The organism is Streptomyces sp. WAC06614 (assembly GCF_003949795.1).
Classification (GTDB): Bacteria; Actinomycetota; Actinomycetes; order Streptomycetales; family Streptomycetaceae; genus Streptomyces.
On the sequence record NZ_RPRY01000028.1, the window covers coordinates 1 to 25818 of the forward strand.

23 protein-coding genes and 2 pseudogenes are annotated in these 25818 nt (G+C 72.2%); 13 read left to right on the top strand and 12 right to left on the bottom strand.

Annotated elements, in window-relative coordinates:
- The first annotated feature begins 291 nt into the window (after window positions 1-291).
- Window positions 292-1626 carry a 4-aminobutyrate--2-oxoglutarate transaminase gene (gene gabT, locus EF918_RS06220; RefSeq protein WP_125642037.1) on the top strand — a complete coding sequence of 445 codons (1335 nt, stop codon included), beginning with the start codon at window positions 292-294 and terminating at the stop codon, window positions 1624-1626.
- 360 nt (window positions 1627-1986) lie between these two features.
- Entirely contained in the window at window positions 1987-2616 is a 630-nt protein-coding gene (locus tag EF918_RS06225) for a phosphatase PAP2 family protein (RefSeq protein WP_312847813.1), read from the top strand.
- Here the strand turns inward: EF918_RS06225 and EF918_RS06230 are convergent.
- The 7 genes from EF918_RS06230 to EF918_RS06260 form a co-directional block, all read right to left on the bottom strand.
- Window positions 2531-3001 carry a hypothetical protein gene (locus tag EF918_RS06230; protein WP_125642043.1) on the bottom strand — a complete coding sequence of 157 codons (471 nt, stop codon included), beginning with the start codon at window positions 2999-3001 and terminating at the stop codon, window positions 2531-2533. The two genes, EF918_RS06225 and EF918_RS06230, sit on opposite strands and share 86 nt — an antisense overlap.
- Window positions 3002-3184: 183 nt before the next feature.
- Window positions 3185-4603 carry an FAD-binding oxidoreductase gene (locus EF918_RS06235; RefSeq protein ID WP_125642046.1) on the bottom strand — a complete coding sequence of 473 codons (1419 nt, stop codon included), beginning with the start codon at window positions 4601-4603 and terminating at the stop codon, window positions 3185-3187.
- Between the two features lie 32 nt (window positions 4604-4635).
- Window positions 4636-5430, bottom strand: a complete 795-nt coding sequence (locus EF918_RS06240) for an ABC transporter permease (protein WP_125642049.1) — start codon at window positions 5428-5430, stop codon at window positions 4636-4638.
- Complete coding sequence (locus EF918_RS06245) at window positions 5430-6359, bottom strand: ABC transporter permease (RefSeq protein ID WP_125642051.1); 930 nt, start codon at window positions 6357-6359, stop codon at window positions 5430-5432. The genes EF918_RS06240 and EF918_RS06245 overlap by 1 nt, the downstream gene beginning before the upstream one ends.
- Window positions 6356-7522: an ABC transporter ATP-binding protein gene (locus EF918_RS06250; RefSeq protein ID WP_125642054.1), complete on the bottom strand. Its 1167-nt coding sequence runs from the start codon at window positions 7520-7522 to the stop codon at window positions 6356-6358. Before EF918_RS06250 ends, EF918_RS06245 begins: the two co-directional genes overlap by 4 nt.
- Before the next feature lie 50 nt (window positions 7523-7572).
- Window positions 7573-8823: a spermidine/putrescine ABC transporter substrate-binding protein gene (locus tag EF918_RS06255; protein ID WP_125642057.1), complete on the bottom strand. Its 1251-nt coding sequence runs from the start codon at window positions 8821-8823 to the stop codon at window positions 7573-7575.
- Window positions 8824-8902: 79 nt separating this feature from the next.
- Entirely contained in the window at window positions 8903-10420 is a 1518-nt protein-coding gene (locus EF918_RS06260; RefSeq protein ID WP_125642060.1) for a gamma-aminobutyraldehyde dehydrogenase, read from the bottom strand.
- A gap of 174 nt (window positions 10421-10594) precedes the next feature.
- Here EF918_RS06260 and EF918_RS06265 point away from each other — a divergent pair.
- Window positions 10595-10873: pseudogene (locus EF918_RS06265) on the top strand (NADAR domain-containing protein); the annotation flags it as partial.
- Window positions 10874-10884: 11 nt separating this feature from the next.
- Here the strand turns inward: EF918_RS06265 and EF918_RS06270 are convergent.
- Entirely contained in the window at window positions 10885-11826 is a 942-nt protein-coding gene (locus tag EF918_RS06270) for a DUF4190 domain-containing protein (RefSeq protein WP_125642063.1), read from the bottom strand.
- A 110-nt stretch (window positions 11827-11936) separates the two neighbouring features.
- Between EF918_RS06270 and EF918_RS06275 the strand changes: the two genes are divergently transcribed.
- The 4 genes and pseudogenes from EF918_RS06275 to EF918_RS37990 all read left to right on the top strand — a co-directional run.
- Window positions 11937-12962, top strand: coding sequence for an adenosine deaminase (locus EF918_RS06275; protein ID WP_125642066.1), 1026 nt, complete (start codon window positions 11937-11939; stop codon window positions 12960-12962).
- Window positions 12963-12982: 20 nt separating this feature from the next.
- Window positions 12983-13672, top strand: a complete 690-nt coding sequence (locus EF918_RS06280; protein WP_125642069.1) for a glycerophosphodiester phosphodiesterase — start codon at window positions 12983-12985, stop codon at window positions 13670-13672.
- A 78-nt stretch (window positions 13673-13750) separates the two neighbouring features.
- Entirely contained in the window at window positions 13751-13948 is a 198-nt protein-coding gene (locus EF918_RS06285) for a hypothetical protein (RefSeq protein ID WP_125642072.1), read from the top strand.
- Between the two features lie 55 nt (window positions 13949-14003).
- Window positions 14004-14110: pseudogene (locus EF918_RS37990) on the top strand (DNA-binding response regulator); the annotation flags it as partial.
- Between the two features lie 129 nt (window positions 14111-14239).
- Here the strand turns inward: EF918_RS37990 and EF918_RS06295 are convergent.
- Together EF918_RS06295 and EF918_RS06300 are read right to left on the bottom strand one after the other, a co-directional pair.
- A complete protein-coding gene (locus tag EF918_RS06295; protein WP_125642075.1) occupies window positions 14240-15418 on the bottom strand; it encodes a PotD/PotF family extracellular solute-binding protein in 1179 nt (392 codons plus the stop codon).
- Window positions 15419-15514: 96 nt separating this feature from the next.
- Window positions 15515-16951, bottom strand: a complete 1437-nt coding sequence (locus EF918_RS06300) for a gamma-aminobutyraldehyde dehydrogenase (protein ID WP_125642078.1) — start codon at window positions 16949-16951, stop codon at window positions 15515-15517.
- Window positions 16952-17121: 170 nt separating this feature from the next.
- On the opposite strand from EF918_RS06300, the gene EF918_RS06305 reads away from it, so the two are divergent.
- The 6 genes from EF918_RS06305 to EF918_RS06330 all read left to right on the top strand — a co-directional run bounded on the left by EF918_RS06305 (window position 17122) and on the right by EF918_RS06330 (window position 23097).
- Window positions 17122-17625, top strand: a complete 504-nt coding sequence (locus tag EF918_RS06305) for an Lrp/AsnC family transcriptional regulator (protein ID WP_125642081.1) — start codon at window positions 17122-17124, stop codon at window positions 17623-17625.
- Window positions 17610-18989 (top strand): aspartate aminotransferase family protein, encoded by a 1380-nt coding sequence (locus EF918_RS06310; RefSeq protein WP_185921608.1) that lies wholly within the window; start codon window positions 17610-17612, stop codon window positions 18987-18989. Before EF918_RS06305 ends, EF918_RS06310 begins: the two co-directional genes overlap by 16 nt.
- Before the next feature lie 182 nt (window positions 18990-19171).
- Window positions 19172-19909, top strand: a complete 738-nt coding sequence (locus EF918_RS06315; protein WP_125642084.1) for an ABC transporter ATP-binding protein — start codon at window positions 19172-19174, stop codon at window positions 19907-19909.
- Window positions 19891-20964 (top strand): hypothetical protein, encoded by a 1074-nt coding sequence (locus tag EF918_RS06320; protein WP_125642086.1) that lies wholly within the window; start codon window positions 19891-19893, stop codon window positions 20962-20964. Before EF918_RS06315 ends, EF918_RS06320 begins: the two co-directional genes overlap by 19 nt.
- A 23-nt stretch (window positions 20965-20987) precedes the next feature.
- The gene (locus EF918_RS06325; protein ID WP_125642089.1) at window positions 20988-22094 is read left to right on the top strand and encodes an LOG family protein; all 1107 of its coding nucleotides are present in this window, start codon (window positions 20988-20990) and stop codon (window positions 22092-22094) included.
- A gap of 73 nt (window positions 22095-22167) precedes the next feature.
- The gene (locus EF918_RS06330) at window positions 22168-23097 is read left to right on the top strand and encodes a hypothetical protein (RefSeq protein ID WP_260609907.1); all 930 of its coding nucleotides are present in this window, start codon (window positions 22168-22170) and stop codon (window positions 23095-23097) included.
- A gap of 42 nt (window positions 23098-23139) precedes the next feature.
- On the opposite strand, the gene EF918_RS06335 is transcribed toward EF918_RS06330, so the two are convergent.
- Both EF918_RS06335 and EF918_RS06340 read right to left on the bottom strand, forming a co-directional pair.
- Window positions 23140-24180, bottom strand: a complete 1041-nt coding sequence (locus tag EF918_RS06335) for an ABC transporter ATP-binding protein (protein WP_185921609.1) — start codon at window positions 24178-24180, stop codon at window positions 23140-23142.
- On the bottom strand, window positions 24180-25793 hold the full coding sequence (locus EF918_RS06340; RefSeq protein WP_125642140.1) for an iron ABC transporter permease: 1614 nt from the start codon (window positions 25791-25793) through the stop codon (window positions 24180-24182). The genes EF918_RS06335 and EF918_RS06340 overlap by 1 nt, the downstream gene beginning before the upstream one ends.
- Window positions 25794-25818: the final 25 nt, after the last annotated feature.

Consider the following 25818-nt stretch of genomic DNA (forward strand, 5'->3'; position numbering starts at 1 on the left):
ATCCCGGGGCGCGGGCCCCGGACCCCGCTCCTCGCCGGGATTCCGGGGCCCGCGCCCCGGGATTCCGCGGCCCGCGCCCCGGGATTCCGCGGCCCGCGCCCCGGAGGGGCCTCCGGCGTCGGCGCGGGGGCCTCGGGCGGGCGGCCGGCCCCTTCCTATGGCCGTCGCGGACAAGGACACGTCGGCACCACTCCCGAACGGAGCATGCCGGAGGCCCCCCGCCGGGCCTAGCCTGCGGACAAAGACAACAAGTGCGTCCGAAAACGGCCCGCTAACCCCCAGGGAGCCCCCATGACCGCTGTCCCGCAGTCGCGCCACCTCGCCACCGCGATCCCCGGCCCGAAGTCGCAGGAGCTGCAGGCCCGCCGCCTCGACGCGGTCGCCGGCGGTGTGGGCTCCGTGCTGCCCGTGTTCACGACCCGGGCCGGCGGCGGCATCATCGAGGACGTCGACGGCAACCGTCTGATCGACTTCGGTTCCGGTATCGCCGTGACCTCCGTCGGCGCCTCCGCCGAGGCCGTCGTGCGCCGGGCGAGCGCCCAGCTGGCCGACTTCACGCACACCTGTTTCATGGTCACGCCGTACGAGGGCTACGTCGAGGTCTGCGAGGCGCTCGCCGAGCTGACCCCGGGCGACCACGCCAAGAAGTCCGCGCTGTTCAACTCGGGCGCCGAGGCCGTCGAGAACGCCGTCAAGATCGCCCGTTCGTACACCAAGCGCCAGGCCGTCGTCGTCTTCGACCACGGCTACCACGGCCGTACCAACCTCACCATGGCGCTGACGGCGAAGAACATGCCGTACAAGCACGGCTTCGGTCCGTTCGCCCCCGAGGTCTACCGCGTCCCGGTCGCCTACGGCTACCGCTGGCCCACCGGTGCCGAGAACTGCGGCCCCGAGGCCGCCGCCCAGGCGATCGACCAGATCACCAAGCAGATCGGCGCCGAGAACGTCGCCGCGATCATCATCGAGCCGGTCCTCGGCGAGGGCGGCTTCATCGAGCCGGCCAAGGGCTTCCTCCCGGCGATCGTGAAGTTCGCCAACGACAACGGCATCGTCTTCGTCGCCGACGAGATCCAGTCCGGCTTCTGCCGCACCGGCCAGTGGTTCGCGTGCGAGGACGAGGGCATCGTCCCGGACCTGATCACCACCGCCAAGGGCATCGCGGGCGGTCTGCCGCTCGCCGCCGTGACCGGCCGCGCCGAGATCATGGACGCCGCGCACGCGGGTGGCCTGGGCGGCACCTACGGCGGTAACCCGGTGGCCTGCGCCGGCGCCCTGGGCTCCATCGAGACGATGAAGGAGCTCGACCTCAACGCCAAGGCGAAGAAGATCGAGTCCGTCATGAAGGCCCGTCTGACGGCCATGCAGGAGAAGTACGAGATCATCGGCGACATCCGCGGCCGCGGTGCGATGATCGCGGTCGAGCTGGTCAAGGACCCGGCCACCAAGGAGCCGAACCCGGAGGCCGCCGGCGCCCTGGCCAAGGCCTGCCACGCCGAGGGCCTGGTCGTCCTCACCTGTGGCACCTACGGCAACGTGCTGCGCTTCCTGCCCCCGATCGTCATCGGCGAGGACCTGCTGAACGAGGGCCTGGACATCATCGAGGCTGCTTTCGCGGGCATCTGAGCGAGTGTCGGAACGGCGTGCTGATCGATACCACGGGTAACGGTCGGGCGTTGTGAAGAAGCTGTGGGGGGCCGATGGCAGGAGCGCGTTCCTGCTGTCGGTCCCCTTCTCGCTGCCGTACGGTTTCTGCAGATGAGTGAGAGACCCCGTCCTCGGGAGACCGGGGGCGACACCGGTGCCGGGCTTCCCCAGCTCCGTACCGGGCATGCGTTCGCGCACACTCCTCACCGATCGGACGGCCGCCCGCCCCAAACCCCCCGGGGCGCACGGCCCGCCGATCCGGGCGGCCGCCCCGGAACCATCCCCCCTGTTCCTGGGCGGCCGGCCACTTCCCGCCCCCTGGCCTTCCTGCTGTACGCGGTGCTGCTGCCGCTGCTCGGGCTCGCGCTGACGACCTGGCAGGTGCTGGCCGACGGGCCCCTGCTGGTGCCGGACGAGGCCCTCAGCCGCGCCGTGGTCCGTGCGGTCCCGGACGCCGTCACCGAACGCCTCGCCGACCTGGGCAACGTCCCGGTGGCCGTGCCGGTGCTGGTGCTGGCGATCGCCTTCGCGGTACGGCGCTCGGGCCGCTGGGGCCCGGCGCTGACGGCGGCCGCGGCCATGGCCCTGGTGCCCGCGGTGATCGTGCCGCTGAAGGAGTGGACCGCCCGCCCGGGCCCGTTGGAGCCCTGGGCGGCCGGCTACTTCCCCTCGGGCCACACCGCCACCGCCGCGGTGGCGTACCTGGCCGCGGCCCTGCTGGTCCGTCCGTACGTCCGCCACCCGGCCCGGGTGACGGCGGCGGCCGCGGTGCTCGCGGTGGCCACCGCCGTCGGTCTGGTGCTGCGCGGCTTCCACTGGCCGCTGGACGTGCTGGCCAGCGCGTTCCTGTGCGTGCCGCTGCTGGCGGCGGTCGGCCGGGCCGTCAGCCCTCCCCCGCCCCGGCGCGCTCGCGCAGGACGGTGGCCACGGCCTCGTGCATGGCGAGCTCCAGCACGGCCGGGTCCGTGAGGGTCCCCCGGCCGTCGGGGAGGACCAGCCAGCGCACCCCGCCGGTGGCCCGGCCGGGGTAGGGCACTACGATCCAGCTCCCGTGCCCGGCGCCCCGGACGCCCGTGCCGAGCCAGCGGGCGGCGGTGCCCGCGGGCACGAAGAAGCCCAGCCGGGCGGAGCCGAAGTCGGCGAGCACCGGACCGGGCCGTTCCAGCAGGCGGTGCAGCACGTCGAGGGTGGCCGTGCCCAGGTCGCCGGGGAGCACCAGGACGTCCCAGTGCCGGCCGGCGGGCAGCAGCGCCACCCCGAGGGGGCTGCGCTCCCATTCCCACCGGCAGGCGTCGGGGTCGGGCGCCACCGACACCAGCCACTCCACCGCGGTCTTGATCTCCGAGCCCTGCATCGCCCGGCCTCCGTTCCCCTGTTGGTGAGACGTCTCACCGGAGGGGAGCGGGGCGGGGGGCGATCATGACGCGGGTTCGGGCACCCCGTGGTGGTGAACCGGCTCGTACCGCCCCTGACGATGTGCGCCGGGGCGTACGTACGGGACCGGTCCCGTGGGCCGGTCCCGTGGGCCGGTCGCGGCTCAGCTGTCGAAGCCCAGGCCGAACTTGTCGAGGGTCTTCAGCCACAGGTTGCGCCGGCCGCCGCGGGCGTCGGCGCGGGCCAGCGACCACTTGGTGAGGGTGATGCCGGTCCAGGCGAACGGCTCCGGCGGGAACGGCATCGGCCGGGACCTGACCATCTCCAGCTCGGTCCGCTCGGTGCGGGCGCCGTCGAGCAGGTCCAGCATCACGTCCGCGCCGAACCGGGTCGCGCCGACGCCGAGCCCGGTGTAGCCGGCGGCGTAGGCCACCTTGCCGGAGTGCGCGGTGCCGAAGAAGGCGGAGAAGCGCGAGCAGGTGTCGATCGCGCCGCCCCAGGCGTGGCTGAAGCCCACCCCCTCAAGCTGCGGGAACGCCGTGAAGAAGTGCTGCGCCAGCTTCAGGTAGGTCTCGGGCCGGTGGTCGTACTCGGAGTCGAGCTTGCCGCGGTAGGGGTAGATGGCGTCGTAGCCGCCCCACAGGATGCGGTGGTCGGGGGTGATGCGGAAGTAGTGGAACTGGTTGGCGCTGTCGCCCAGGCCCTGCCGCTTCTTCCAGCCGATGGCGGCGAGCTGGTCGGCCGTCAGGGGCTCGGTCATCAGCGCGTAGTCGTAGACCGGGACCGTGAACGGACGGATCCGCTTGACCAGGGAGGGGAAGATGTTGGTGCCGAGCGCCACCCGGCGGGCGAAGATCCGGCCGTACGGGGTGCGCACGGCCATGCCGGCCCCGGACGAGGTGAGGGACAGGCCCCGGGTGTTCTCGTAGATCCGTACGCCCAGGCCCAGGCAGGCCTGCTTCAGGCCCCACGCGAGCCGGGCCGGGTTCAGCATGGCGACGCCGTCGGTGTCCCACAGGCCCGCGAGGAAGGTGGGCGAGTCGACCTCGGCCCGCATCTCGTCGCGGTCCAGCCAGCGCGCGCCGGAGGCCAGGCCCAGCTTCTGCGCCTGCTCGTACAGCTCGCGCAGTTCCTCGACCTGGTGCGGCTCGGTGGCCACGTCGATCTCGCCGGTGCGCTCGAAGTCGCAGTCGATGCCGTACCGGGCGACCGCCTCCTCGATGGCGTCGAGGTTGCGGGCGCCCAGCTCCTCCAGCTTGGCGAGCTCGCCGGGCCAGCGGGCCAGGCCGTTGGCGAGGCCGTGGGTGAGGGAGGCGGCGCAGAAGCCGCCGTTGCGGCCGGAGGCGGCCCAGCCCGCCTCCTTGCTCTCGATCAGGACGACGTCCCGGGCGGGGTCCCGCTCCTTGGCGATCAGGGCCGTCCACAGGCCGCTGTACCCGCCGCCGATGACCAGCAGGTCGCAGGCCTCGTCGGAGGTGAGGGCCGGCTGTGCCGCCGGCTTGCCGGGGTCGTCGAGCCAGTACGAGACCGGCAGCGCTTCGGAAAGGGATTTTGCAACACTACGCATGGCGACTGGGGCCATGGCTTCCAACTCCCTACAGAGTTCTTTCGGGGTTACTTGCGCTGGGCTTTCTTGCGGCGGGTGCCGACCGTCTGGCCGACGACCACCACCAGCACCGCGATGACGAACATCGCCGTGCCGATGACGTTGATCTGCACAGGCGTACCGCGCTGGGCCGATCCCCACACGAACATGGGGAAGGTCACGGTGTTGCCCGAGTTGAAGTTGGTGATGATGAAGTCGTCGAAGGAGAGCGCGAACGACAGCAGCGCACCGGCGGCGATGCCGGGGGCCGCGATCGGCAGGGTGACGCGCAGGAAGGTCTGCACGGGCCCGGCGTACAGGTCGCGGGCGGCCTCCTCCAGCCGCGGGTCCATGGACAGCACCCGCGCCTTGACGGCGGCGACGACGAAGCTGAGGCAGAACATGATGTGGGCGATGAGGATCGTCCAGAAGCCGAGCTGGACGCCCATGTTGAGGAAGAGGGCGAGCAGCGAGGCCGCCATCACGATCTCGGGCATGGCCATCGGCAGGAAGATCAGCGAGTTCACCGCGCCGCGCGCCCGGAACCGGTAGCGCACCAGGGCGAAGGCGATCATGGTGCCGAGGACGGTCGCGCCGATGGTGGCCCACAGGGCGATCTGGAGCGAGAGCGCGAGGGAGCCGCACAGGTCGGCGACCCCGCAGGGGTCCTTCCAGGCGTCGAGGGAGAACTCCTGCCAGGCGTAGTTGAACCGGCCGGTGGGGTTGTTGAAGGAGAACACCGTCACGACGACGTTCGGGAGGATCAGGTACGCCAGCGTGCACAGGCCCGCGATGACGACGAAGTTGCGGCGCAGCCACTGCATCAGACCAGGTCCTCCGTCCCCGCTCGGCGGATGTAGATGGTGACCATGACCAGCACCACGGCCATGAGGATGAACGACAGGGCGGCGGCCGTCGGGTAGTCCAGGATCCGCAGGTACTGCGACTGGATGACGTTGCCGATCATGCGGGTGTCGGTGGAGCCGAGCAGTTCGGCGTTGACGTAGTCGCCGCTTGCCGGGATGAAGGTGAGCAGGGTCCCGGAGACCACGCCCGGCATCGACAGCGGGAAGGTGACCTTGCGGAAGACCGTGACGGGCGTCGCGTACAGGTCGCCGGCCGCCTCGTGCAGACGGGTGTCGATGCGCTCCAGCGAGGTGTAGAGCGGCAGGATCATGAACGGCAGGAAGTTGTACGTCAGACCGCAGACCACGGCGAGCGGCGTGGCCAGCACCCGGTCGCCCTCGGTCATCCCGAGCCAGGCGGTGACGTCGAGGAAGCCGATCTTGTTCAGCACGGCGACCACGGGCCCGCCGTCGGCCAGGATCGTCTTCCAGGCCAGGGTGCGGATCAGGAAGCTGGTGAAGAACGGCGCGATGACGAGCACCAGCAGCAGGTTGCGCCAGCGGCCCGCGCGGAAGGCGATCAGGTAGGCCAGCGGGTAGCCCAGCAGCAGGCACAGCGCGGTGGCGGTACCGGCGTAGAGCAGGGAGCGCAGGAACTGCGGGTAGTACTCGGTGAAGGCGTCCCAGTAGGTCCCGAAGTGCCAGGTGACCTCGAAGCCCTCCTCGAGGGACCCGGTCTGCACCGAGGTCGAGGCCTGGTAGACCATCGGCAGCACGAAGAAGACCAGCAGCCACAGGATGCCCGGCAGCAGCAGCCAGTACGGGACGAGCTTCTTGCGGGTGGACGGCCGGTGGATCGGCGGTTCGGCGGGGGCGGGCGCCTGCGGGGGCGCGGCGGTGGCGCTCACGCGGACTCCTCGACCGTCTCGACCCCGGCGTCGCCCATCGTCCCTGCAAGCATGGACTGGGCGGCGTCGAGGCCGAAGGTGTGCTCCGGGTTCCAGTGCAGGATCACCCGGGCGCCGGGCACCAGGCGGGCGTCGCGCTCGATGTTCTGCACGTACACCTCCAGCTCCGGGCAGACCGCGCTGTCGATGACGAACTGGGTGGAGACGCCGATGAAGGAAGAGGCGACGACGGTGCCGGCGATCTTGTTGCGGCCGGTGCCGACGGTGTGCTCCTCCTCGGCCGGGACCAGCGAGATCTTCTCGGGCCGCACGCCCACCAGGAGCTTGCCGCCGCTGCGCGGCGTGGTCGAACATCGGGACGCGGGCAGCCGCAGCGTGGTGCCGGCGGCCGCGACGACCACGTCGTCGCCGGCGGCCTCCACGGAGGCCTCGATGAGGTTGGAGGTGCCGAGGAAGTTGGCCACGAAGGTGGTGCGCGGGTTCTCGTAGAGCTCGGCGGGCGCGCCGAGCTGCTCGACCCGGCCGGCGTTCATCACGGCGACGGTGTCGGCCATGGTCATGGCCTCCTCCTGGTCGTGCGTGACGTGCACGAAGGTGATGCCGACCTCCGTCTGGATGCGCTTGAGCTCCAGCTGCATCTGGCGGCGCAGCTTCAGGTCGAGGGCGCCGAGCGGCTCGTCGAGGAGCAGCACCTGGGGGTGGTTGATGAGCGCGCGGGCCACGGCCACGCGCTGCTGCTGGCCGCCGGAGAGCTGGTGGGGCTTCTTGCGGGCGTGCTCGCCGAGCTGGACGAGGTCGATCATCTCGTCGACCTGCTTGTCCACGGACTTGATGCCGCGCCGGCGCAGGCCGAAGGCGATGTTCTCGAAGATGTCCATGTGCGGGAAGAGCGCGTAGCTCTGGAAGACGGTGTTCACCGGCCGCTTGTACGGGGGCAGCTGGGTCACGTCCCGGTCGCCCAGGCTGACCGTACCGGTGGAGGGCTCCTCCAGGCCGGCGATCATCCGCAGCGTGGTGGTCTTGCCGCAGCCCGAGGCGCCGAGCAGGGCGAAGAACGAGCCCTGGGGGATGGTGAGGTCCAGCGGCTGCACGGCGGTGAAGGTGCCGTAGTGCTTGCTGATCCCGGCGAGGCGGACGTCGCCGCCCGCGGTGTTGTCAGTCATGGGTTCGAAGGTCCCGGGGGTGAGAGGGGTGGGCGGAGGGGCTGCGGCGGTCAGGAGCCGATGAGCTTGGCGAACTTCTCCTCGTACGCCGTCTCTTCCTCGGCGCTGAGCGAACGGAAGGCGTGCGCCTTGGCGGCCATCGCCTTGTCCGGGACGATCAGGGGGTTGTCCGCGAGCGCGGGGTCGATCTTCGCAAGCTCGTCCTTGACGCCCTCGACCGGGCACACGTAGCTGATGAACGCGGCGAGCTGGGCGGCGATCGCGGGCTCGTAGTAGAAGTCGATGAGCTTCTCGGCGTTGGTCTTGTGCCGGGCCTTGGCGGGGACCAGGAGGTTGTCGCTGGAGGTGATGTAGCCGGCGGCGGGGATGGCGTACTGGATGTCGGGGTTGCCCGCCTGGAGCTGGATGACGTCACCGGCCCAGGCCAGACAGGCGGCGAGGTCGCCCTTGTCCAGGTCCGAGGTGTAGTCGTTGCCGGTGAAGCGGCGGATCTGCTTCTTGTCCACGCCCTTCTGGAGCCGGCCGACGGCCTCGTCGTAGTCGGCGGTGGTGAAGGTGGCCGGGTCCTTGCCGAGGTCGAGCAGGGTCATGCCGACGGTGTCGCGCATCTCGGTGAGGAAGCCCACCCGGCCCTTGAGCGAGGGGTCGTCGAGCAGTTGGGTGACCGAGTCGACCTTCTTGCCGCCGGTGGCCTTCGCGTTGTACGCGATGACGGTGTCGATGCCGGTCCAGGGGTAGCTGTGGGCCCGGCCCGGGTCCCAGTCGGGGTTGCGGTACTGGGGGATGAGGTTGGCGTAGGCGTGCGGCAGGTTGGCCGGGTCCAGCTTCTGCGCCCAGCCCAGGCGGATGATGCGGGCGGCCAGCCAGTCGGTGACGACGATCAGGTCGCGGCCGATGTCCTGGCCGGCGGCGAGCTGGGGGCGGATCTTGCCGAAGAACTCGACGTTGTCGTTGATGTCCTCGGTGTAGTCGACCGTGATCCCGGTCCGCTTCTTGAACTCCTCCAGCGTGGGGTGGGTCTTCTCGTCGTCGCTGACGTCCATGTACTCGGTCCAGTTGGAGAAGGTGATCTGCTTCTCCTGGGCCGAGTGGTCGTCGGAGGCCGCCGCCGTCCCGCCCTCGCGCTTGGCCGGGGGGATGCCGCAGGAGGTGAGGGCGGACAGGCCACCGACGGTGAGCGCGCCGACGCCGGAGGCGCGCAGCAGCGAACGGCGGGTGAGGGCGCCGCGCCCGCTGAGGATGCTGCGCCGCATCGCGGCGGCCTGTGCGGCGGACAGGCGCTCGGGCTCGTTCTGCTCCATGGGCTGTGCCTTTCGGGAGGGAGGTGGCCGCTGGTCGGGCGGCGGGGCGGACGGGGACGCGGCGACGGGCCGCGTCCGGTCAGCTGCGGTCCCCGAAAATCGTGCGGTGCCAGTCCTTCGCGGCGACCGCCGTGTTGTCGTACATCACGTGCTTGACCTGCGTGTACTCCTCGAAGGAGTAGGCGCTCATGTCCTTGCCGTAGCCGCTCGCCTTGTAGCCTCCGTGGGGCATCTCGCTGATGATCGGGATGTGGTCGTTGACCCACACGCAGCCCGCCTTGATCTCCCGGGTGGCCCGGCCCGCGCGGTAGACGTCGCGGGTCCAGGCGGAGGCGGCCAGTCCGTACGGGGTGTCGTTGGCCAGGGCCAGGGCCTCGTCGTCGGTGTCGAAGGGCAGGGCGACCAGGACCGGTCCGAAGATCTCGGACTGGACGATCTCGCTGTCCTGGGCGGCGTCGGTGACCAGGGTCGGGGCGTAGTACGCGCCGTCGGCGAGGGGGCCGCCGGGGATCTCGCCGCCGGTGACGACGGTGGCGTAGCCGCGGGCCCGCTCGACGAAGCCGGCGACGCGGTCGCGCTGGGCGTGGGAGACGAGCGGGCCGAGGTCGGTGGCGGGGTCGAAGGGGTCACCGAGGCGGACCGTGCGCATCAGCTCGGCGACACGGGCGACGAAGGCGTCGTACAGCGGGCGCTGGACGTACGCGCGGGTGGCGGCGGTGCAGTCCTGGCCGCTGTTGATGAGGGAGGCGGCGACGGCGCCCTGGGCGGCCGCCTCCAGGTCGGCGTCGGCGAAGACGACGAACGGGGCCTTGCCGCCGAGCTCCAGGTGGAGCCGCTTGACGGTGGCGGTGGCCAGTTCGGCGACCCGCTTGCCGACCGCGGTGGAGCCGGTGAAGGAGGTCATGGCCACGTCCGGGTGGCCGACCAGGTGCTCGCCGGCCTCGCGGCCGGCGCCCGTCACGATGTTGATCACGCCGTCGGGGATGCCGGCCGCGGTGGCCGCCTGGGCGAACATCAGGGAGGTCAGCGGGGTCAGCTCGGCGGGCTTGAGGACGATGGTGTTGCCCGCGGCCACGGCCGGGAGGATCTTCCAGGCGGCCATCTGGAGCGGGTAGTTCCAGGGGGCGATGGAGCCCACGACGCCGATGGCCTCGCGGCGTACGTAGGAGGTGTGGTCGCCCGAGTACTCGCCGGCGGCCTGGCCCTGGAGGTGCCGGGCGGCGCCCGCGAAGAACGCCGTGTTGTCGATGGTGCCGGGCACGTCGAACTCGGTGGTCAGCTTGACCGGCTTGCCGCACTGCAGCGACTCGGCGTGCGCGAAGTCCTCGGCCTGCTCGGTGAGGACGGCCGCCAGCCGGTGCAGGGCGTCCGACCGCTCGCCGGGGGTGGCCGCGGACCAGGCCGGGAAGGCCCGGCGGGCGGCGGCGACGGCCGCGTCGACATCGGCGGTGGAGGCCAGCCGGTAGGTCAGGACCTCCTCGCCCGTGGCCGGGTCGACGACGGTGTGTGACGCGTCGGAGGTGCCCTGCACGAGCCGCCCGTCGATGTACTGCGCACCGTCCGCGAAGCGGTCCTTGGCCTGAAAGCGGTTACCCATCGCGCTCTCCGTTGCTCCAGCTCGAATTGAGTGCCGATCCTGACAGAGGTGCGGTACTCCGCCAAGTGATTCCGTTGTTGCCTTTTGATTACGCGACGGAATCGGTCGACCATGTGTCGAGGCGGACCGTAAATCCCGTACGAAGTGTCAGTGGCGGCTGTCAGACTCGCGTGCATGGACAAGATCGACGCACTGATCGAGCAGGTCAGCCGGGGTGAGCGGGTGAAGTTCCTGCCCTTCTGGGGGCACCGGCCGAGGGCGGACGGATCACTGGGCCCCAGCTGTCTCAGCCAGTGGTGGCCCGCACCCTTCACGGTGAGTGACACCCACTATGCCACCGCCGAACACTGGATGATGGCCGAGAAGGCACGGTTGTTCGGTGACGCCGAGGCCGAACGGGCCGCGCTGGAGGCCAGGACCCCGGCCGAGGCGAAGAAGGCCGGGCGGCTGGTGGGCCGCTGGGGTCAGACGTGTTCGGTCGGAGCCGGGTAGCCGGGGCCGTCCGGGTCCGGGAGCGGGCCGAGGTCCGCCAGCAGCCCGAACAGGGCGAGCACCGTGAGCAGGCCGAGCACCACGCCGACGATGCCCAGGATCAGCCCGGCGAGCGCCACGCCACCGTTGTCGGCCTCGCCCCGGTTCGCCTTGCCGCGGCCCAGGGCGCCGAAGATGATCGCCAGGGCGCCGGCCAGGACGCTGAAGAAGCTGAGGAAGCAGCCGACGACCGAGATGATGCCGAGCACCAGCGAGGCCACGCCGAGGCCGTTGTTCCGCGGGGCACCGGGGTACGCGCCGTACGGCGGGTACCCGCCGGGCTGCCCCGGGTAGCCGGGGTACGGGGTCGGCCCGGGCTGCGCCGGCTGCCCCGGGTATCCGGGGTACGCGGTCGGCCCGGGCCCGGGCGCCTGGTGTCCCGGCTGCCCCGGACAGCCGTACCCGGCCGGCGGCTGCGCGGCTGCTGCCGGGCCACCGGGGTAGGCCGGCCCCGGGTAGCCGTAGTGGGCGGAGGCCTGCGGGCCGGCCGGTGCCTCACCGGCCCCCGGCATCCCGGCGAGCGTCGCCTGCTCGTGCACGGACCCCGTCCCGTCCGCCTTCCCGAAGGACACCCCGCTCCGCCAGGCACCGTCGGCACCACCGGCACCACCGGCACCACCGGACCCGGCACCGGCCGGAGCCCCCGGCCCGGGCGCGGCCCACGCGTCCGGCACGGCGTCCGAGGGCGCGGCCTCGGCCGGCACGGCCTCGGCCGGCACGGCGTCCGGTGGCACGGCGTCGGACGGCACGGCCCCGGACGACGCACCCGGCGCGCCCGCCGCACCGGCGTGCGCCGGCCCGCCCTTGGTCAGGTCCACCGCCGGAGGCACCGGCGCGGCCCACGGGTCGTGGGGCTCGGGATTCTGGTCGGACATGATCGGCTCCCCCCTCGTACGGCCATGCTACGGGCCGCCTCCGGCCGCTCCCGCTCTGCCTACGATGAAGCCCGACCTGCCCGCAACCGCGTCACCCGGAGGCCCACCCCATGCCCGACCTGCACTCGTTCATCGCGGGGCTGCCCAAGGCGGAGCTCCACGTCCACCACGTCGGCTCGGCCTCACCCCGTATCGTCGCCGAACTGGCGGCCAGGCACCCGGACTCCAAGGTCCCCACCGACCCCGAGGCGCTGGCCGACTACTTCACCTTCACCGACTTCGCCCACTTCATCGAGGTCTACCTCTCCGTCGTGGACCTCGTCCGCACCCCGGAGGACGTCCGGCTGCTGACCTTCGAGGTCGCCCGCGACATGGCCCGGCAGAACATCCGCTACGCCGAGCTGACCATCACCCCGTACTCCTCCACCCGCCGCGGCATCGACGAGAAGGCCTTCATGGAGGCCATCGAGGACGCCCGCAGGGCCGCCGAGACCGAGCTCGGCGTCATCCTGCGCTGGTGCTTCGACATCCCCGGCGAGGCCGGCCTGGAGGCCGCCGCCGAGACGGCCCGGCTCGCGGTCGACCTGCGCCCGGAGGGCCTGGTCTCCTTCGGCCTCGGCGGCCCCGAGATCGGCGTGCCGCGCCCGCAGTTCAAGCCGTACTTCGACCGCGCCCGCGCCGCCGGCCTGCACAGCGTGCCCCACGCAGGCGAGACCACCGGCCCGCAGACGATCTGGGACGCGATCCACGAGCTGGGCGCGGAGCGCATCGGCCACGGCACCAGCGCCACCCAGGACCCGCAGCTGCTGGCGTACCTCGCGGAGCACCGCATCGCCCTGGAGGTCTGCCCGACCTCCAACATCGCCACCCGCGCCGTCACCGACCTGGACCAGCACCCCGTCAAGGAGATGGTGCAGGCCGGCGTGCTCGTGACCATCAACAGCGACGACCCGCCGATGTTCGGCAGCGACCTCAACAACGAGTACGCGGTCGCGGCCCGGCTGCTGGACCTCGACGAGCGGGGCCTGGCCCAGCTCGCCAAGAACGCCGTGGAGGCCTCCTTCCTCGACGCGGCCGGCAAGGCCCGGCTGACGGAGGAGATCGACACGTACACCGGGACCTGGCTGGCCCGCTGACGCCCACGGACAATGGGATCATGCGCACCCTGACGGCCGTCGGCCACCGCGGCGATCCCTACCGGTTCCGTGAGAACACCCTCGACTCCCTCCGTTCGGCGTTCGCGCGCGGGGCGGACGCCGTCGAGATCGACGTACGGCTGACCCGGGACGGCGTCCCGGTGCTGCTGCACGACGACACGCTGGAGCGGCTGTGGGGCCATGACGTACGGCTGGACGCCGTCACGGCCCCACAGCTGCGCGAACTGGCGGAGGGCAGGATCCCGACCCTGCGCGAGGCGCTGGCGGCGGCCGGCGCCGGCCGGGTCATGATCGACCTGCCGGGCGCCACGGCCGAGTCGGTGCGCACCGTGGTGGACGTGGTGCGGGAGTGCGGGGCGCGCGAGCGTACGTTCTACAGCGCGGGCCCCGCCACCATGCTCGCGGTCCGGGCCGCCGACCCCGGCGCGGAGATCGCCCTCACCTGGACCACGCTGAGCCCGCCGCGCCGGGTCCTGATCGACGCGGTCGCCCCGGCCTGGCTCAACTACCGCTTCGGGCTGGTCGACCGGGAGCTCGTGGACGCCCTGCACGCCGACGGCCTGCGGGTGTCTGCCTGGACGGCGGACACCCGGTGGTCGGTGCGCCGGCTGCTGGCGGCCGGGGTGGACTCGATCACCACCAACCGGATCGACGTCCTGACCGCCGAACGGGCCCGGGCCGGGCAGTGACGGGCACGCCGGTACGCGCCCGGCTCGCGGACCTGGGGCTGGCGCTGCGGGTGCAGGTGGGCGACGACGATCCCGTTCGTGGTGCCCCTCGACCCGGGCGAGCCGGCCGCGACCGGCATGGCGTACCTGCTGACCTCGCTGGGCGACGTCCCGCCGGTGTGGCGGCGGGCGCCGGTGCCTCGTCCTGCTCGCGGTGATCGTGGCGGGGACCGGCCACCGGCTCGCGCTCGACGGGCCGGGGCGCCGCTGCCGTACGCCGGACTGATCGCGTTCTGATCCTCGGGGTGCAGGACGACATCGAGGTGGGCGCGGAGGCGTTGCACGCGGGGGCGAGCACACGGTCAAGACGCACGTGGGAACGTGCCGGCGAAGCTGGGTCTGCGGGACCGGATCCAGGCCGTGATCCGCGCGTACGAGACCGGTCTGATCGAGGCGGGAGCGGGGGGCATGGGCGCCCGCCCGGCACTCGGCGGGGATGACCCGCTTCGACCACCCCGACGGCACGGTGGCCTGGGACCGGTCGCGCTGAAGCTGGTGCCGGCCGCGTTCGCCGAGCAGCCCGGCGGGCTAGAGGCCGACGAGGGAGTTCCAGCGGCTGGCCAGGGAGCGGCGTTCGGCCGAGGAGATGTCGCGGGCGACCGCGAGGCGCTTGCGCATCTCGTCGTCCGGGAAGATCAGCGGGTTCTCGGCGAGCTCGGCGGTCTCCCTGTCCTGCGAGCCGGCCAGCACCTCGCGGGCGGCCGGGACCGGGCAGACGTAGTTGACCGAGGCGGCGAGCTCGGCGGCGACCTGCGGGTCGTAGTAGTGGTCGATCAGTGCTTCCGCGTTGGCCTTGTGGCGGGCCAGGTTGGGGATCAGCAGGCTCTCGGCCCACAGTTCGGCGCCCTCTTCCGGCACCACGAACTGGATGTCGGGGTTGTCGGCCTGGAGCTGGACGGCGTCGCCCGAGTACGCCTGGCAGGCCAGGACGTCGCCCTTGCTCAGGTCGGAGGTGTAGTCGTTGCCGGTGAAGCGGCGGATGTGCTTCTTGCGCACCAGTTCCTCCACCTGGTCGCACATGCGGTGGAAGTCGGCCTCGGTCCACCGGGTGACGTCCACGCCGTTGCCCTGCATGAGGAGGGAGAAGGATTCGTCCAGGCCGGAGAAGAGGGTGACCTTGCCCTTGAGGTCCGGGTGCCACAGGTCCGCCGTGGAGCGGATCTCGCGGCCGAGCGCCTTGCGGTTGTAGGCGATGCCGGTGATGCCGGACTGCCAGGGCACGGTGTGCCGGCGGCCCTCGTCGAAGGCGGGCGAGCGGAGCTGGGGGTCGAGGTTGCGCGCGACGTTCGGCTGGGCGGGGCGGTCCATGGCCTGGGCCCAGCCCAGGTGGACGAAGTGGGCGGCCATCCAGTCGCTGACCACCACGAGGTCGTGGCCGGTGTCCTGGTGGTTCATCAGGCCGGGGCTGACCTTGCCGAAGAACTCGTCGTTGTCGTTGATCTCTTCGCTGTACCGGACGTCGATGCCGGTCCGCTCCGTGAAGGCCTCCAGCGTGGGGCGCCGGGTCTCGTCCTCGTCGTCGGTGTCGATGTACAGCGGCCAGTTGGAGAAGGACACCGTGCGGTCGCGCTCGGACCGGTCCGCCGCGCCACGGCGCTCCTCCGGGACGTAGGCGGCGGGGACCCCGCAGCCGGCGAGGGAGGCCAGCAGGCCGGCGGCGCCGAGTCCGCGCAGGGCGGTACGGCGGGAGAAGAGGGGTTCAGGCATGATCCTCAGACTGGGCGAAGGCGAAGAGGCGGGCAATAGACATGTTGTCTACCACCCGCCCCTTCAGCGATCGCTCGTGGCCCTGGGGCCGACGGCTCAGCCCAGGGAGGTCATCACGTGCTTGATGCGCGTGTAGTCCTCGAAGCCGTAGGCGGAGAGGTCCTTGCCGTAGCCGGACTTCTTGTAGCCGCCGTGCGGCATCTCGGCGACCAGCGGGATGTGGGTGTTGATCCACACGCAGCCGAAGTCGAGGTTCTTGGACATGCGCATCGCGCGGCCGTGGTCCTTGGTCCACACCGAGGAGGCGAGGGCGTACTCGACGCCGTTCGCGTACTCCAGGGCCTGGGACTCGTCGGTGAAGGACTGGACGGTGATGACGGGGCCGAAGACCTCGTTCTGGATGATCTCGTCGTCCTGCTTGAGGCCGGAGACGACGGTCGGGGCGTAGAAGTAGCCCTTGTCGCCGACCTGGTGGCCGCCCGCCTCGACCTTGGCGTGGGCGGGGAGGCGCTCGATGAAGCCCGCGACCTGCTTGAGCTGGTTGGGGTTGTTCAGCGGGCCGTAGAGCACGTCCTCGTCGTCCGGCTGGCCGGTCTTGGTGTCGGCGGCGGCCTTGGCCAGCGCCGCGACGAACTCGTCGTGGATGGACTGGTGCACCAGGACGCGGGTGGCGGCGGTACAGTCCTGGCCGGCGTTGAAGAAGCCGGCGACCGCGATGTCCTCGACGGCCTTGGCCAGGTCGCAGTCCTCGAAGACGACGACGGGGGCCTTGCCACCGAGCTCCAGGTGGACGCGCTTGACGTCCTTGGCGGCGCTCTCGGCGACCTGCATGCCGGCGCGGACCGAGCCGGTGATGGAGGCCATCGCCGGGGTGGCGTGCTCGACCATCATGCGGCCGGTCTCGCGGTCACCGCAGATGACGTTGAAGACGCCCTTGGGCAGGACCGAGTCGATGATCTCGGCCATCAGGACCGTGGAGGCCGGGGTGGTGTCCGAGGGCTTGAGGACCACGGTGTTGCCCGCGGCGATGGCCGGCGCGAACTTCCACACGGCCATCATCATCGGGTAGTTCCAGGGCGCCACCTGGGCGCAGACGCCGACCGGCTCACGGCGGATGATCGAGGTCATCCCGTCCATGTACTCGCCGGCCGAGCGGCCCTCCAGCATGCGGGCGGCGCCGGCGAAGAAGCGGATCTGGTCCACCATCGGCGGCAGCTCCTCGCTGGCCGTCAGGCCCAGCGGCTTGCCGGTGTTCTCCGACTCGGCCGCCACGAGCTCCTCGGCGCGCGCCTCGAAGGCGTCGGCGATGGCGAGGAGCGCCTTCTGCCGCTCGGCGGGCGTGGTGTCACGCCAGCCCGGGAAGGCGGCCGCGGCGGCGGCCATGGCGGCGTCGACGTCGGCCTGCCCGGAGAGCGGAGCGGTGGCGTACACCTCGCCGGTCGCCGGGTTGACCACGTCGGTGGTCCGTCCGTCGGCAGCGTCCTTGAACTCCCCGCCGATGTAGTTGCGCAGACGACGCAGTTCGGTGGTCACTACAGCCACTCTCCTGATCCCATGTCCAACGATTGAGACAACTCTCCCAGAGTAGCCCCTGTGGTGACGCTTTCGACAGGCCCAGCATGGATGAACTACGAAATCCGTGAGATCAAAGCAGCTCGACAACGGATTTCATCGATTCCGGGTTGCGGAACTGTCGACTCCTCGTGCACAGTGATGACGTGGTCAGTCGAAGCGCAGATACCAGGAACCGGCAGCCGTCCCCTTCGGTCGATGCTGTGTCGCTGGCGATCATCGAGCAACTGCAGGAGGACGGACGCCGTCCCTACGCGGCCATCGGCAAGGCCGTCGGCCTGTCCGAGGCAGCCGTGCGCCAGCGCGTGCAGAAGCTGCTCGACCAGGGCGTCATGCAGATCGTGGCCGTCACCGACCCGCTCACCGTGGGTCTGCGACGCCAGGCCATGGTCGGGATCAACGTCGAGGGCGATGTCGACCCGGTGGCCGACGCGCTGACCGCGATGGCCGAGTGCGAGTACGTGGTGATGACCGCGGGCTCGTTCGACCTGATGGTGGAGATCGTCTGCGAGGACGACGACCACCTGCTGGAAACGATCAACAAGAAGATCCGCGCGCTCCCCGGCGTGCGATCCACCGAAAGCTTCGTTTATCTGAAGCTGAAGAAGCAGACCTACATGTGGGGAACTCGATAACCGTGACCCAGGACCTGTCCAAGACCGCGTACGACCACCTGTGGATGCACTTCACCCGCATGTCCTCGTACGAGAACTCCCCCGTCCCCACCATCGTGCGGGGCGAGGGCACCTACATCTACGACGACAAGGGCAAGCGCTACCTGGACGGTCTCGCCGGACTGTTCGTGGTCAACGCCGGCCACGGCCGCAAGCAGCTGGCCGAGGTCGCCTACAAGCAGGCCCAGGAGCTCGCCTTCTTCCCCGTGTGGTCCTACGCCCACCCGAAGGCCGTCGAGCTCGCCGAGCGCCTCGCGAACTACGCGCCGGGCGACCTGAACAAGGTCTTCTTCACCACCGGCGGTGGCGAGGCCGTCGAGACCGCCTGGAAGCTGGCCAAGCAGTACTTCAAGCTCAAGGGCAAGCCGACCAAGTACAAGGTCATCTCCCGCGCGGTCGCCTACCACGGCACCCCGCAGGGCGCCCTGTCCATCACCGGCCTGCCGGCCCTCAAGGCCCCCTTCGAGCCGCTGGTACCGGGCGCCCACAAGGTCCCGAACACCAACATCTACCGCGCCCCGATCCACGGCGACGACCCGGAGGCCTTCGGCCGCTGGGCCGCCGACCAGATCGAGCAGCAGATCCTCTTCGAGGGCCCCGACACCGTCGCGGCCGTCTTCCTGGAGCCGGTGCAGAACGCCGGCGGCTGCTTCCCGCCGCCGCCCGGCTACTTCCAGCGGGTCCGCGAGATCTGCGACCAGTACGACGTGCTGCTCGTCTCCGACGAGGTCATCTGCGCCTTCGGCCGCCTCGGCACGATGTTCGCCTGTGACAAGTTCGGCTACGTGCCGGACATGATCACCTGCGCCAAGGGCATGACCTCGGGCTACTCCCCGATCGGCGCCTGCATCGTCTCCGACCGGGTCGCCGAGCCCTTCTACAAGGGCGAGAACACCTTCCTGCACGGCTACACCTTCGGCGGCCACCCGGTGTCCTCCGCCGTCGCCCTGGCCAACCTCGACATCTTCGACAAGGAAGGCCTCAACCAGCACGTGCTGGACAACGAGGGCGCCTTCCTCAAGACGCTGCAGAAGCTGCACGACCTGCCGATCGTCGGCGACGTCCGCGGCAACGGCTTCTTCTACGGCATCGAGCTGGTCAAGGACAAGGAGACCAAGGAGACGTTCACGGACGAGGAGACCGAGCGCGTGCTCTACGGCTTCCTGTCCAAGGCGCTCTTCGAGAACGGCCTCTACTGCCGCGCCGACGACCGCGGCGACCCGGTCGTCCAGCTGGCCCCGCCGCTGATCGCCGACCAGCAGCAGTTCGACGAGATCGAGCAGATCCTGCGCACCGTGCTCAGCGAGGCCTGGACCAAGCTGTGACAGCGGGCCGTACGGCCCCCTGAGCAACGGTCCCCCACCCGGCCCGGATCCTCCGTTCGAGTGAGAACGAGGGGTCCGGGCCGTGTGCTGCCGCTCCCGGGCAGCTTTGTCTCTTTACATCTCTTTACGGCGCCAGTGACCGATGCGGCTCCGCTTCGTTCCCCCGGACGGAGGTGTACGCCATGGTGGCTCCCCCGGACAACGATGTGCTCTGGGCACGGTCCCTGCACTACTCCCACAGCGGCTCCACGGGCCTGATCGCCGTCTCGGTGAGCGTCCGCGAGGGCGAGGTCCTCGCCGTCACCGGCCCCCGCGGCAGCGGCAAGACCACCCTGCTGCGCTGCCTGTCCGGGCAGTTGCTGCCCGAACAGGGCGAGGTGTGGTTCAACAGCGTCCCCGTGCACACCATGGGCCCCCTCGCCCGCGAGCGGCTGCGCCGCGACCGGTTCGGCTGGATCGGCCCGGAACCGCAGCTCCTGCCCGAGCTCCGGGTCTGGGAGAACGCCGCACTGCCCCTGCTGATCACCGGGGCCGGCCACCGTACGGCCAAGCGCGTCGCGACCGAGTGGCTGGAGCGGCTCGACATCGCCGCCTTCGCCGGCAAGCGCCCCTCCGCCCTGAACCGGGCCGAGGCCCAGCGGGTCGCCCTGGCCCGGGCCCTGGTCAACGAACCCTCGGTGATCTTCGCCGACGAACCCACCGCCCCGCTGCACCGTGCCGAGCGCGCCCTGCTGCTGCGCACCCTCACCACCGCGGCCCGCTCCCATGCCATCACCGTGGTCATGGCCACCCACGACGCCGACTGCGCGGCGGCCGCCGACCGGCGCCTGGCCCTGCTCGACGGACGCCCGGCCGAGACCGCCGGCCCCGTACCGCCGCACGGGCCGGAGGGGCAGGCAGCGTGCTCGCTCTCCGCCTAGTCCGCGGCTCCCGGCCCCTGGTCCAACTGCGCCGGCTGCTGGTCGCGGCGGCCTCGGCGGGTTCCGGGTTCCTGCTGCTGCACGTCCTGGCCGGCGCCCTCGACGACCCTGCCGGATCGTTCCCCCGCCTGCTGTGGGCCCTGGTCCCGCTCGCCCTGACCGTGCAGCTCGCCGTGGCCGTCGCCCGTACGGACCCGGCCACCCGGCCCCCCGAGGGACTGGACGCGGCCGGGCTGGGACCCCTCCGTCGGGCCCTGGTCGCGGCCGTCTCCACCGCCGTCTCCTGCACCCTGGGCAGCCTGCTGGCGCTGGCCGTCTTCCTGCACCTGCGCGGACAGCTGACCGGGCTGCCCTTCGACGGTGCCGGGACCCGACTGCTGCACGCCGACCGGCCGCTGCCCGTGGCCGCCGCGCTGACCCTGCTCGCCGTGCTGCCGCTGACCGCCTCCGCCGGCGCCGCCCTCGCCTCGCGGGTCCGCCCGCCGCGCACCCCGCAGGCCGACCTGCCCTGGGGCGTGGCCCTCACCGCGTGCGGGCTGGCCGTGGAGGCGTACGCGGGCCGCGGCACGGCCGGGATGCTGGCCGGCTGGTCCCTGACCGCCCTCGGCCTCGCCCTGGCTGGACCCGCCGTGGTCCACCTCGCCGGGGCCCTGGTGCAGACGGCCCGGCCCGGAGTGCTGCGCCTGCTGGCGGGCCGCGGCCTGCAGGAGGAGGCCGGCCGGCTGGGCCGGGCCCTCGGCGTGCTGTGCGCCGTCGCCGCCGGGGCGCTCGCCGTACCGGCGCTGCGCGAGCAGGGCGGCCTGGGGGCGCCGCTCGGCCCGCTGACCGCACCCGCCGCCGCCCTGGTCCTGCTCTGCGCCGCCGCCACCCTGCTGACCACCGCGGTCGAGGCCCGCCAGGCCCGGGCCGGCGCCCGCGAGGCACTGCTGGGCCTCGGCACCCCCGGGCGGGTCCTGCGGACGGCCGCCGCCCTGCGGGCGGGCGCGGTGCTCGTGGTGAGCGTCCCGCTGGCCTGGGCCGTGGCCCAGCTGACCTACCTGGCGCTGACCCGCTGAAGCCCACGCCGTAGGGTGTGCGGATGGCCGACCGAGACCACGCCGACTACGAGATCGAGACGCTCGCCGAGTTCGACCAGGTGGTCGCCCGCGGTTCGCTGAGCGGCTACCGCATCCAGTCGGTCAACCTGCTGGAACGCACCTTCGCCCTGCTGTCCGCCGACACCTCCGCGGCCGTCTTCCTCGGCTGCCCGATGGAGCCCGACGCCGCCGCCAAGGTCCGGGCCGACGGCGCGATGGTCTTCCCGCCGGTGCCGGACCTGCCCTTCGACCCGTACCGGGGGCTGCTGTACAGCCCCGAGGAACTGTTCACCGCGCTCCCCTCCGGCTACGACGCGACCCCGGACGCCCAGGCGTACGCCTGGTTCCAGGAGACCAGGTCCGACGGCGACGTCCTCGCGTCGATGCTGCGCGCCATCCACGACGACGCCGTCTCCGACGCCCTCGACGAGCACCTGCTCGGCGCCCGGGTGGTCGGAGTGATGGGCGGGCATGCGATGACCCGTGGCGGCGAGGACTACCGGGGCGCCGCCGAACTCGGCCGGACCCTGGCCCGCGCCGGTCTGACCGTGGCCACCGGCGGCGGTCCGGGCGCGATGGAGGCGGCCAACCTCGGCGCCTACCTGGCCCCCGCCCCGGACGCGGCGCTGGGCGAGGCCCTGCGCCTGCTGGCCAAGGCGCCGTCCTTCACCCCGTCGGTCACCGACTGGGCGCAGGCCGCCTTCGCGGTGCGCGAGCGCTGGCCCGGCGGCGGGACGTCGGTCGGCATCCCCACCTGGTTCTACGGGCACGAGCCGCCGAACGCCTTCGCGAGCCACATCGCCAAGTACTTCGCGAACGCCACCCGTGAGGACGGACTGCTGGCCCGGTCGAACGCGGGCGTGGTCTTCCTGCCCGGCGCGGCGGGCACCGTCCAGGAGATCTTCGACAACGCGACGCCCAACTACTACGAGTCCCGCGGCGAGCCGACCCCGATGGTGCTGGTCGACCGGAGGCACTGGACCGAGCACCTGCCGGCGTGGCCGCTGCTGCGCTCGCTGGCCCGGGACCGGTCGATGGAGGACCGGATCGCCCTGGTGGACTCCGTCACGGAGGTCCCGGAGGCGCTCACCGCAATGCGCCGGCCCTGAGAGGCAACTCCGCGGCCCGTTCTCACGTCTGGCAGAGGTACGCAAAACCTGCCACACGTGAACGGAGCCACGCGTGCTCATAGGCCTGCTGACCGCCATCGCGGCATCTCTCTGCTACGGAACGGGTTCCGTGCTGCAAGCCGTGGGCTCGCGCCGGGCCGCGCGCAGTTCCCCGGCCGCCGCCGGCGTGACCCAGCACGGCGGGCCCAATCTGGCGTCCACCGCCAAGGCCGCGATGACCTGGGAGTTCATCGTCGGCACCGTCCTGGACTTCGTCGGCTTCGGCCTGGGTGCGCTCGCCGCCCGGCTGCTGCCGCTGTTCCTGTCCCAGACGGTGATCAGTGCCAATCTGGTGATCACCGCCGTGCTGAGCGTGAAGCTCCTCGGCATCCGGCTGAACCGCAAGGAGTGGACCTCCATCGGCGTGGTCTGCGGCGCCCTGGTGCTGCTGGCGACCGCCGCGGGCGCGGAGGGCAGCGGACACACCCCGCTGTCGACGCACTGGTGGCTGCTGGCCGTGACCGTGCTGATCATCGTCGGCGGCACCGTGGCCGTCCGGCTGCTCGGTGGCCGGGCCGCGATCCTGGCCGGTCTGCTCTCCGGTCTCGGCTTCGGCGCACTGGGCGTCGGGGTGCGGGTGCTGAACGGCATCGACCCCTTCGACCTGGGCGCGCTACTCACCGACCCCGCGCTCTACGCGATCCTGCTGGCCGGCACCGGGGGCATGTACCTGCACACGGTGGCCCTGCAGATCGGCTCGGTGAACGGGGCCACCGCCGCGCTGGTCGTCGGCGAGACCGTGCTGCCCGGCGCGATCGGCGTGCTGTGGCTCGGCGACGCCTCCCGCCCGGGCCTGGCCTGGCTCGCGGTGGCCGGCTTCGTCCTGGCCGTGGCCGGCGCCGTGGCCGTCGCCTGGTTCGGCCAGCACGAGGCCGAGCCGGACCGGACACCGGAGCCGGAGCGCGAGCCGGAGCCGAATCCCGAGCCGACGCCGGTTCCGTAGCGTCGCAGGGCCGCCCGGCCCGTACGCGGCCGCGGGGGCGGGCTAGGCCGGCAGGACGACGACCTCGGCCGGGGCGAAGCGGGCGGTGACCCGGTCGCCGACGGCCGGGGCCGCGGCCAGGTCGCACGCGGCCTCCAGGACCGGCCCGGTCCTCGGCTCCAGGGTCAGGGTGACGTGCGTACCGCGGAAGGTGCGCGCCGCGACCAGGCAGTCCGGGCCGCGGTCCGAGCCGTCGTCCGCCGGGCCGCCGAGCAGCACCCCGGCCGGCCGGACCAGGAGCTGGTGGGCGCCCTGCGGGGATCCCGGCGGCACGGGGACCGGGCCCCAGTCGGTGGTGGCGACGGTGCCCTCGACCGTGGCGGGGACCACGTTCTCGAAGCCCAGGAAGCGCGCGACGAACGCCGAGGCCGGCCGCTGCCAGACCTCCAGCGGGCTGCCGGCCTGCGCGATCCGGCCCTCGCGCATGACCACCACCCGGTCGGCCAGCGCGAAGGCCTCGCCCTGGTCGTGGGTGACCGCCAGCACCGTCGTGCCGAGGCGGGAGAACAGCGCGCGCAGTTCCACCACCAGCCGTTCGCGCAGGCCCCGGTCGAGCTGGCCCAGCGGCTCGTCCAGCATCAGCAGCCGCGGCTCGGGCGCCAGCGCCCGGGCCAGCGCCACCCGCTGCTGCTCGCCGCCGGACAGCGAGGACACCGCCCGGCGCTGCGCGCCCGGCAGGCCCACCAGGTCCAGCAGTTCCGCCACCCGGGGCTCGTACGCCGCCCGCCCGGCGCCCCGGACGCGCAGGCCGAAGGCGACGTTCCCGCCGACGTCCCGGTGCGGGAAGAGCTGGTGGTCCTGGAACATCAGGCCCACCCCGCGCCGGTGCGGCGGCACGGCCGTGCGGTCGGCGCCGCCCAGCATGACCCGGCCGGCCGACGGGGCCTGGAGTCCGGCGACCACCCGGAGCAGGGTGGACTTGCCGCTGCCGCTGGGACCCAGGACGCACACGACCTCGTGCTCGGCGACGTCGAGGTCCACGGCGTCGAGGACCGCGCGCTCGCCGAAGCGGACGGTGATCTCCTCCAGCGCGAGCAGCGTCATCAGAACTCTCCCGAGGTCTTGTCGGATCGCAGTCGCTCCAGCACCAGCAGGGACACCGCGCACACCAGCATCAGAATCGTGCTCAGGGCCATCGCCTGGCCGTAGTTGAGCTCCCCCGCCCGCCCGAGCAGCCGGGCCACGGCCACCGGCAGCGTCGGGTGGTCGGGCCGGGCGATGAAGACGGTCGCCCCGAACTCGCCGAGCGAGACCGCGAAGGCGAAGCCGGCGGCGATCAGCACCGCCCGCCGCACCAGCGGCAGGTCCACCTCCCGCCAGGCCCGCAGCGGGGAGGCCCCGAGCACGGCGGCGGCCTCGCGCAGTCGGGCGTCGACCGCCCGCAGCACCGGCAGCATGGTCCGCACCACGAACGGCACCCCGACCAGGGCCTGGGCCAGGGGGACCAGGATCCACGAGGTCCGCAGGTCCAGCGGCGGCTCGTCCAGGGTGATCAGGAAGCCGAAGCCGACGGTCACCGCGGACACGCCGAGGGGCAGCATCAGCAGGGCGTCGAAGCCCCGGACGAACGGGCCGCCCGGCCGCGACAGCGCGGCCGCGGCCAGACCGCCGACGACCAGGGCGATGGCGGTGGCCGCGAGGGCGTACCGGAGCGAGTTCCCGACGGCCTCCAGCGGCGGCACCAGGAAGGTGCCGGTGGCCCCGGCGTCCGTCAGGGCCCGGTAGTAGTCCCAGCCGTAGCCGCCGGGCGCGTCGAAGGACCGTTCCACCAGCACGGCCAGCGGCAGCACGATCAGCAGGGCGACGGTCAGCAGCACCCCGCCCAGCAGGATCCGCTGCCCGGCCCCGCGCGGCGGGCGCGCCGTGCGGGCCGGGTCGACCAGCTTCAGCGCCGTCTCGCGCCGGCGCACCGCCCACGCGTGGATGCCGAGGATCGTCCCGAGGGCGGCGAACTGCACGAGGGTCAGCACGGCCGCGGTCGACAGGTCCAGCAGTTGGGCGGTCTGCCGGTAGACCTCCACCTCCAAGGTGGCGTACGAGGGCCCGCCGAGGATCTGGACGATGCCGAACGAGCTGAAGGTGAACAGGAACACCATCAGCGAGGCGGCGGCCACGGCGGGGCCGAGGGCGGGCAGCGTCACCCGGCGCCAGGCCGCGAACCGGCCGGCGCCCAGGACCCGCGCGGCCTCCTCCTGCCGTGGGTCGAGCTGGGCCCACAGGCCGCCGACCGTGCGGACGACGACCGCGTAGTTGAAGAAGACGTGCGCGAGCAGGATCGCCCACACGGTGGTGTCCAGCCGCCCGCCTCCCAGCTCGTCGAGCAGTCCGCCCCGCCCGACCAGCGCCAGGAAGGCGCTGCCGACGACCACGGTCGGCAGCACGAACGGCACGGTGACCACGGCCCGCAGCACCTGCCGCCCGGGGAAGTCCAGCCGGGCGAAGACATAGGCGCCGGGCAGCGCGATCACCAGGGTGAGCGCGGTGGAGGCCAGCGCCTGCCAGGTGGTGAACCACAGCACCTCGGCGATGTCCGGCCGGGTCAGCACCTCGCCGATCCGGCCGAGCTGCCAGCCGGTGTCGCCCCGGAGGCCCCGGCCGACGATGGCGGCGACGGGGTAGGCGAAGAACAGGGCGAAGAAGGCCAGCGGCACCGCCATCAGGGCGAGCCGCACCGCCGTCGCC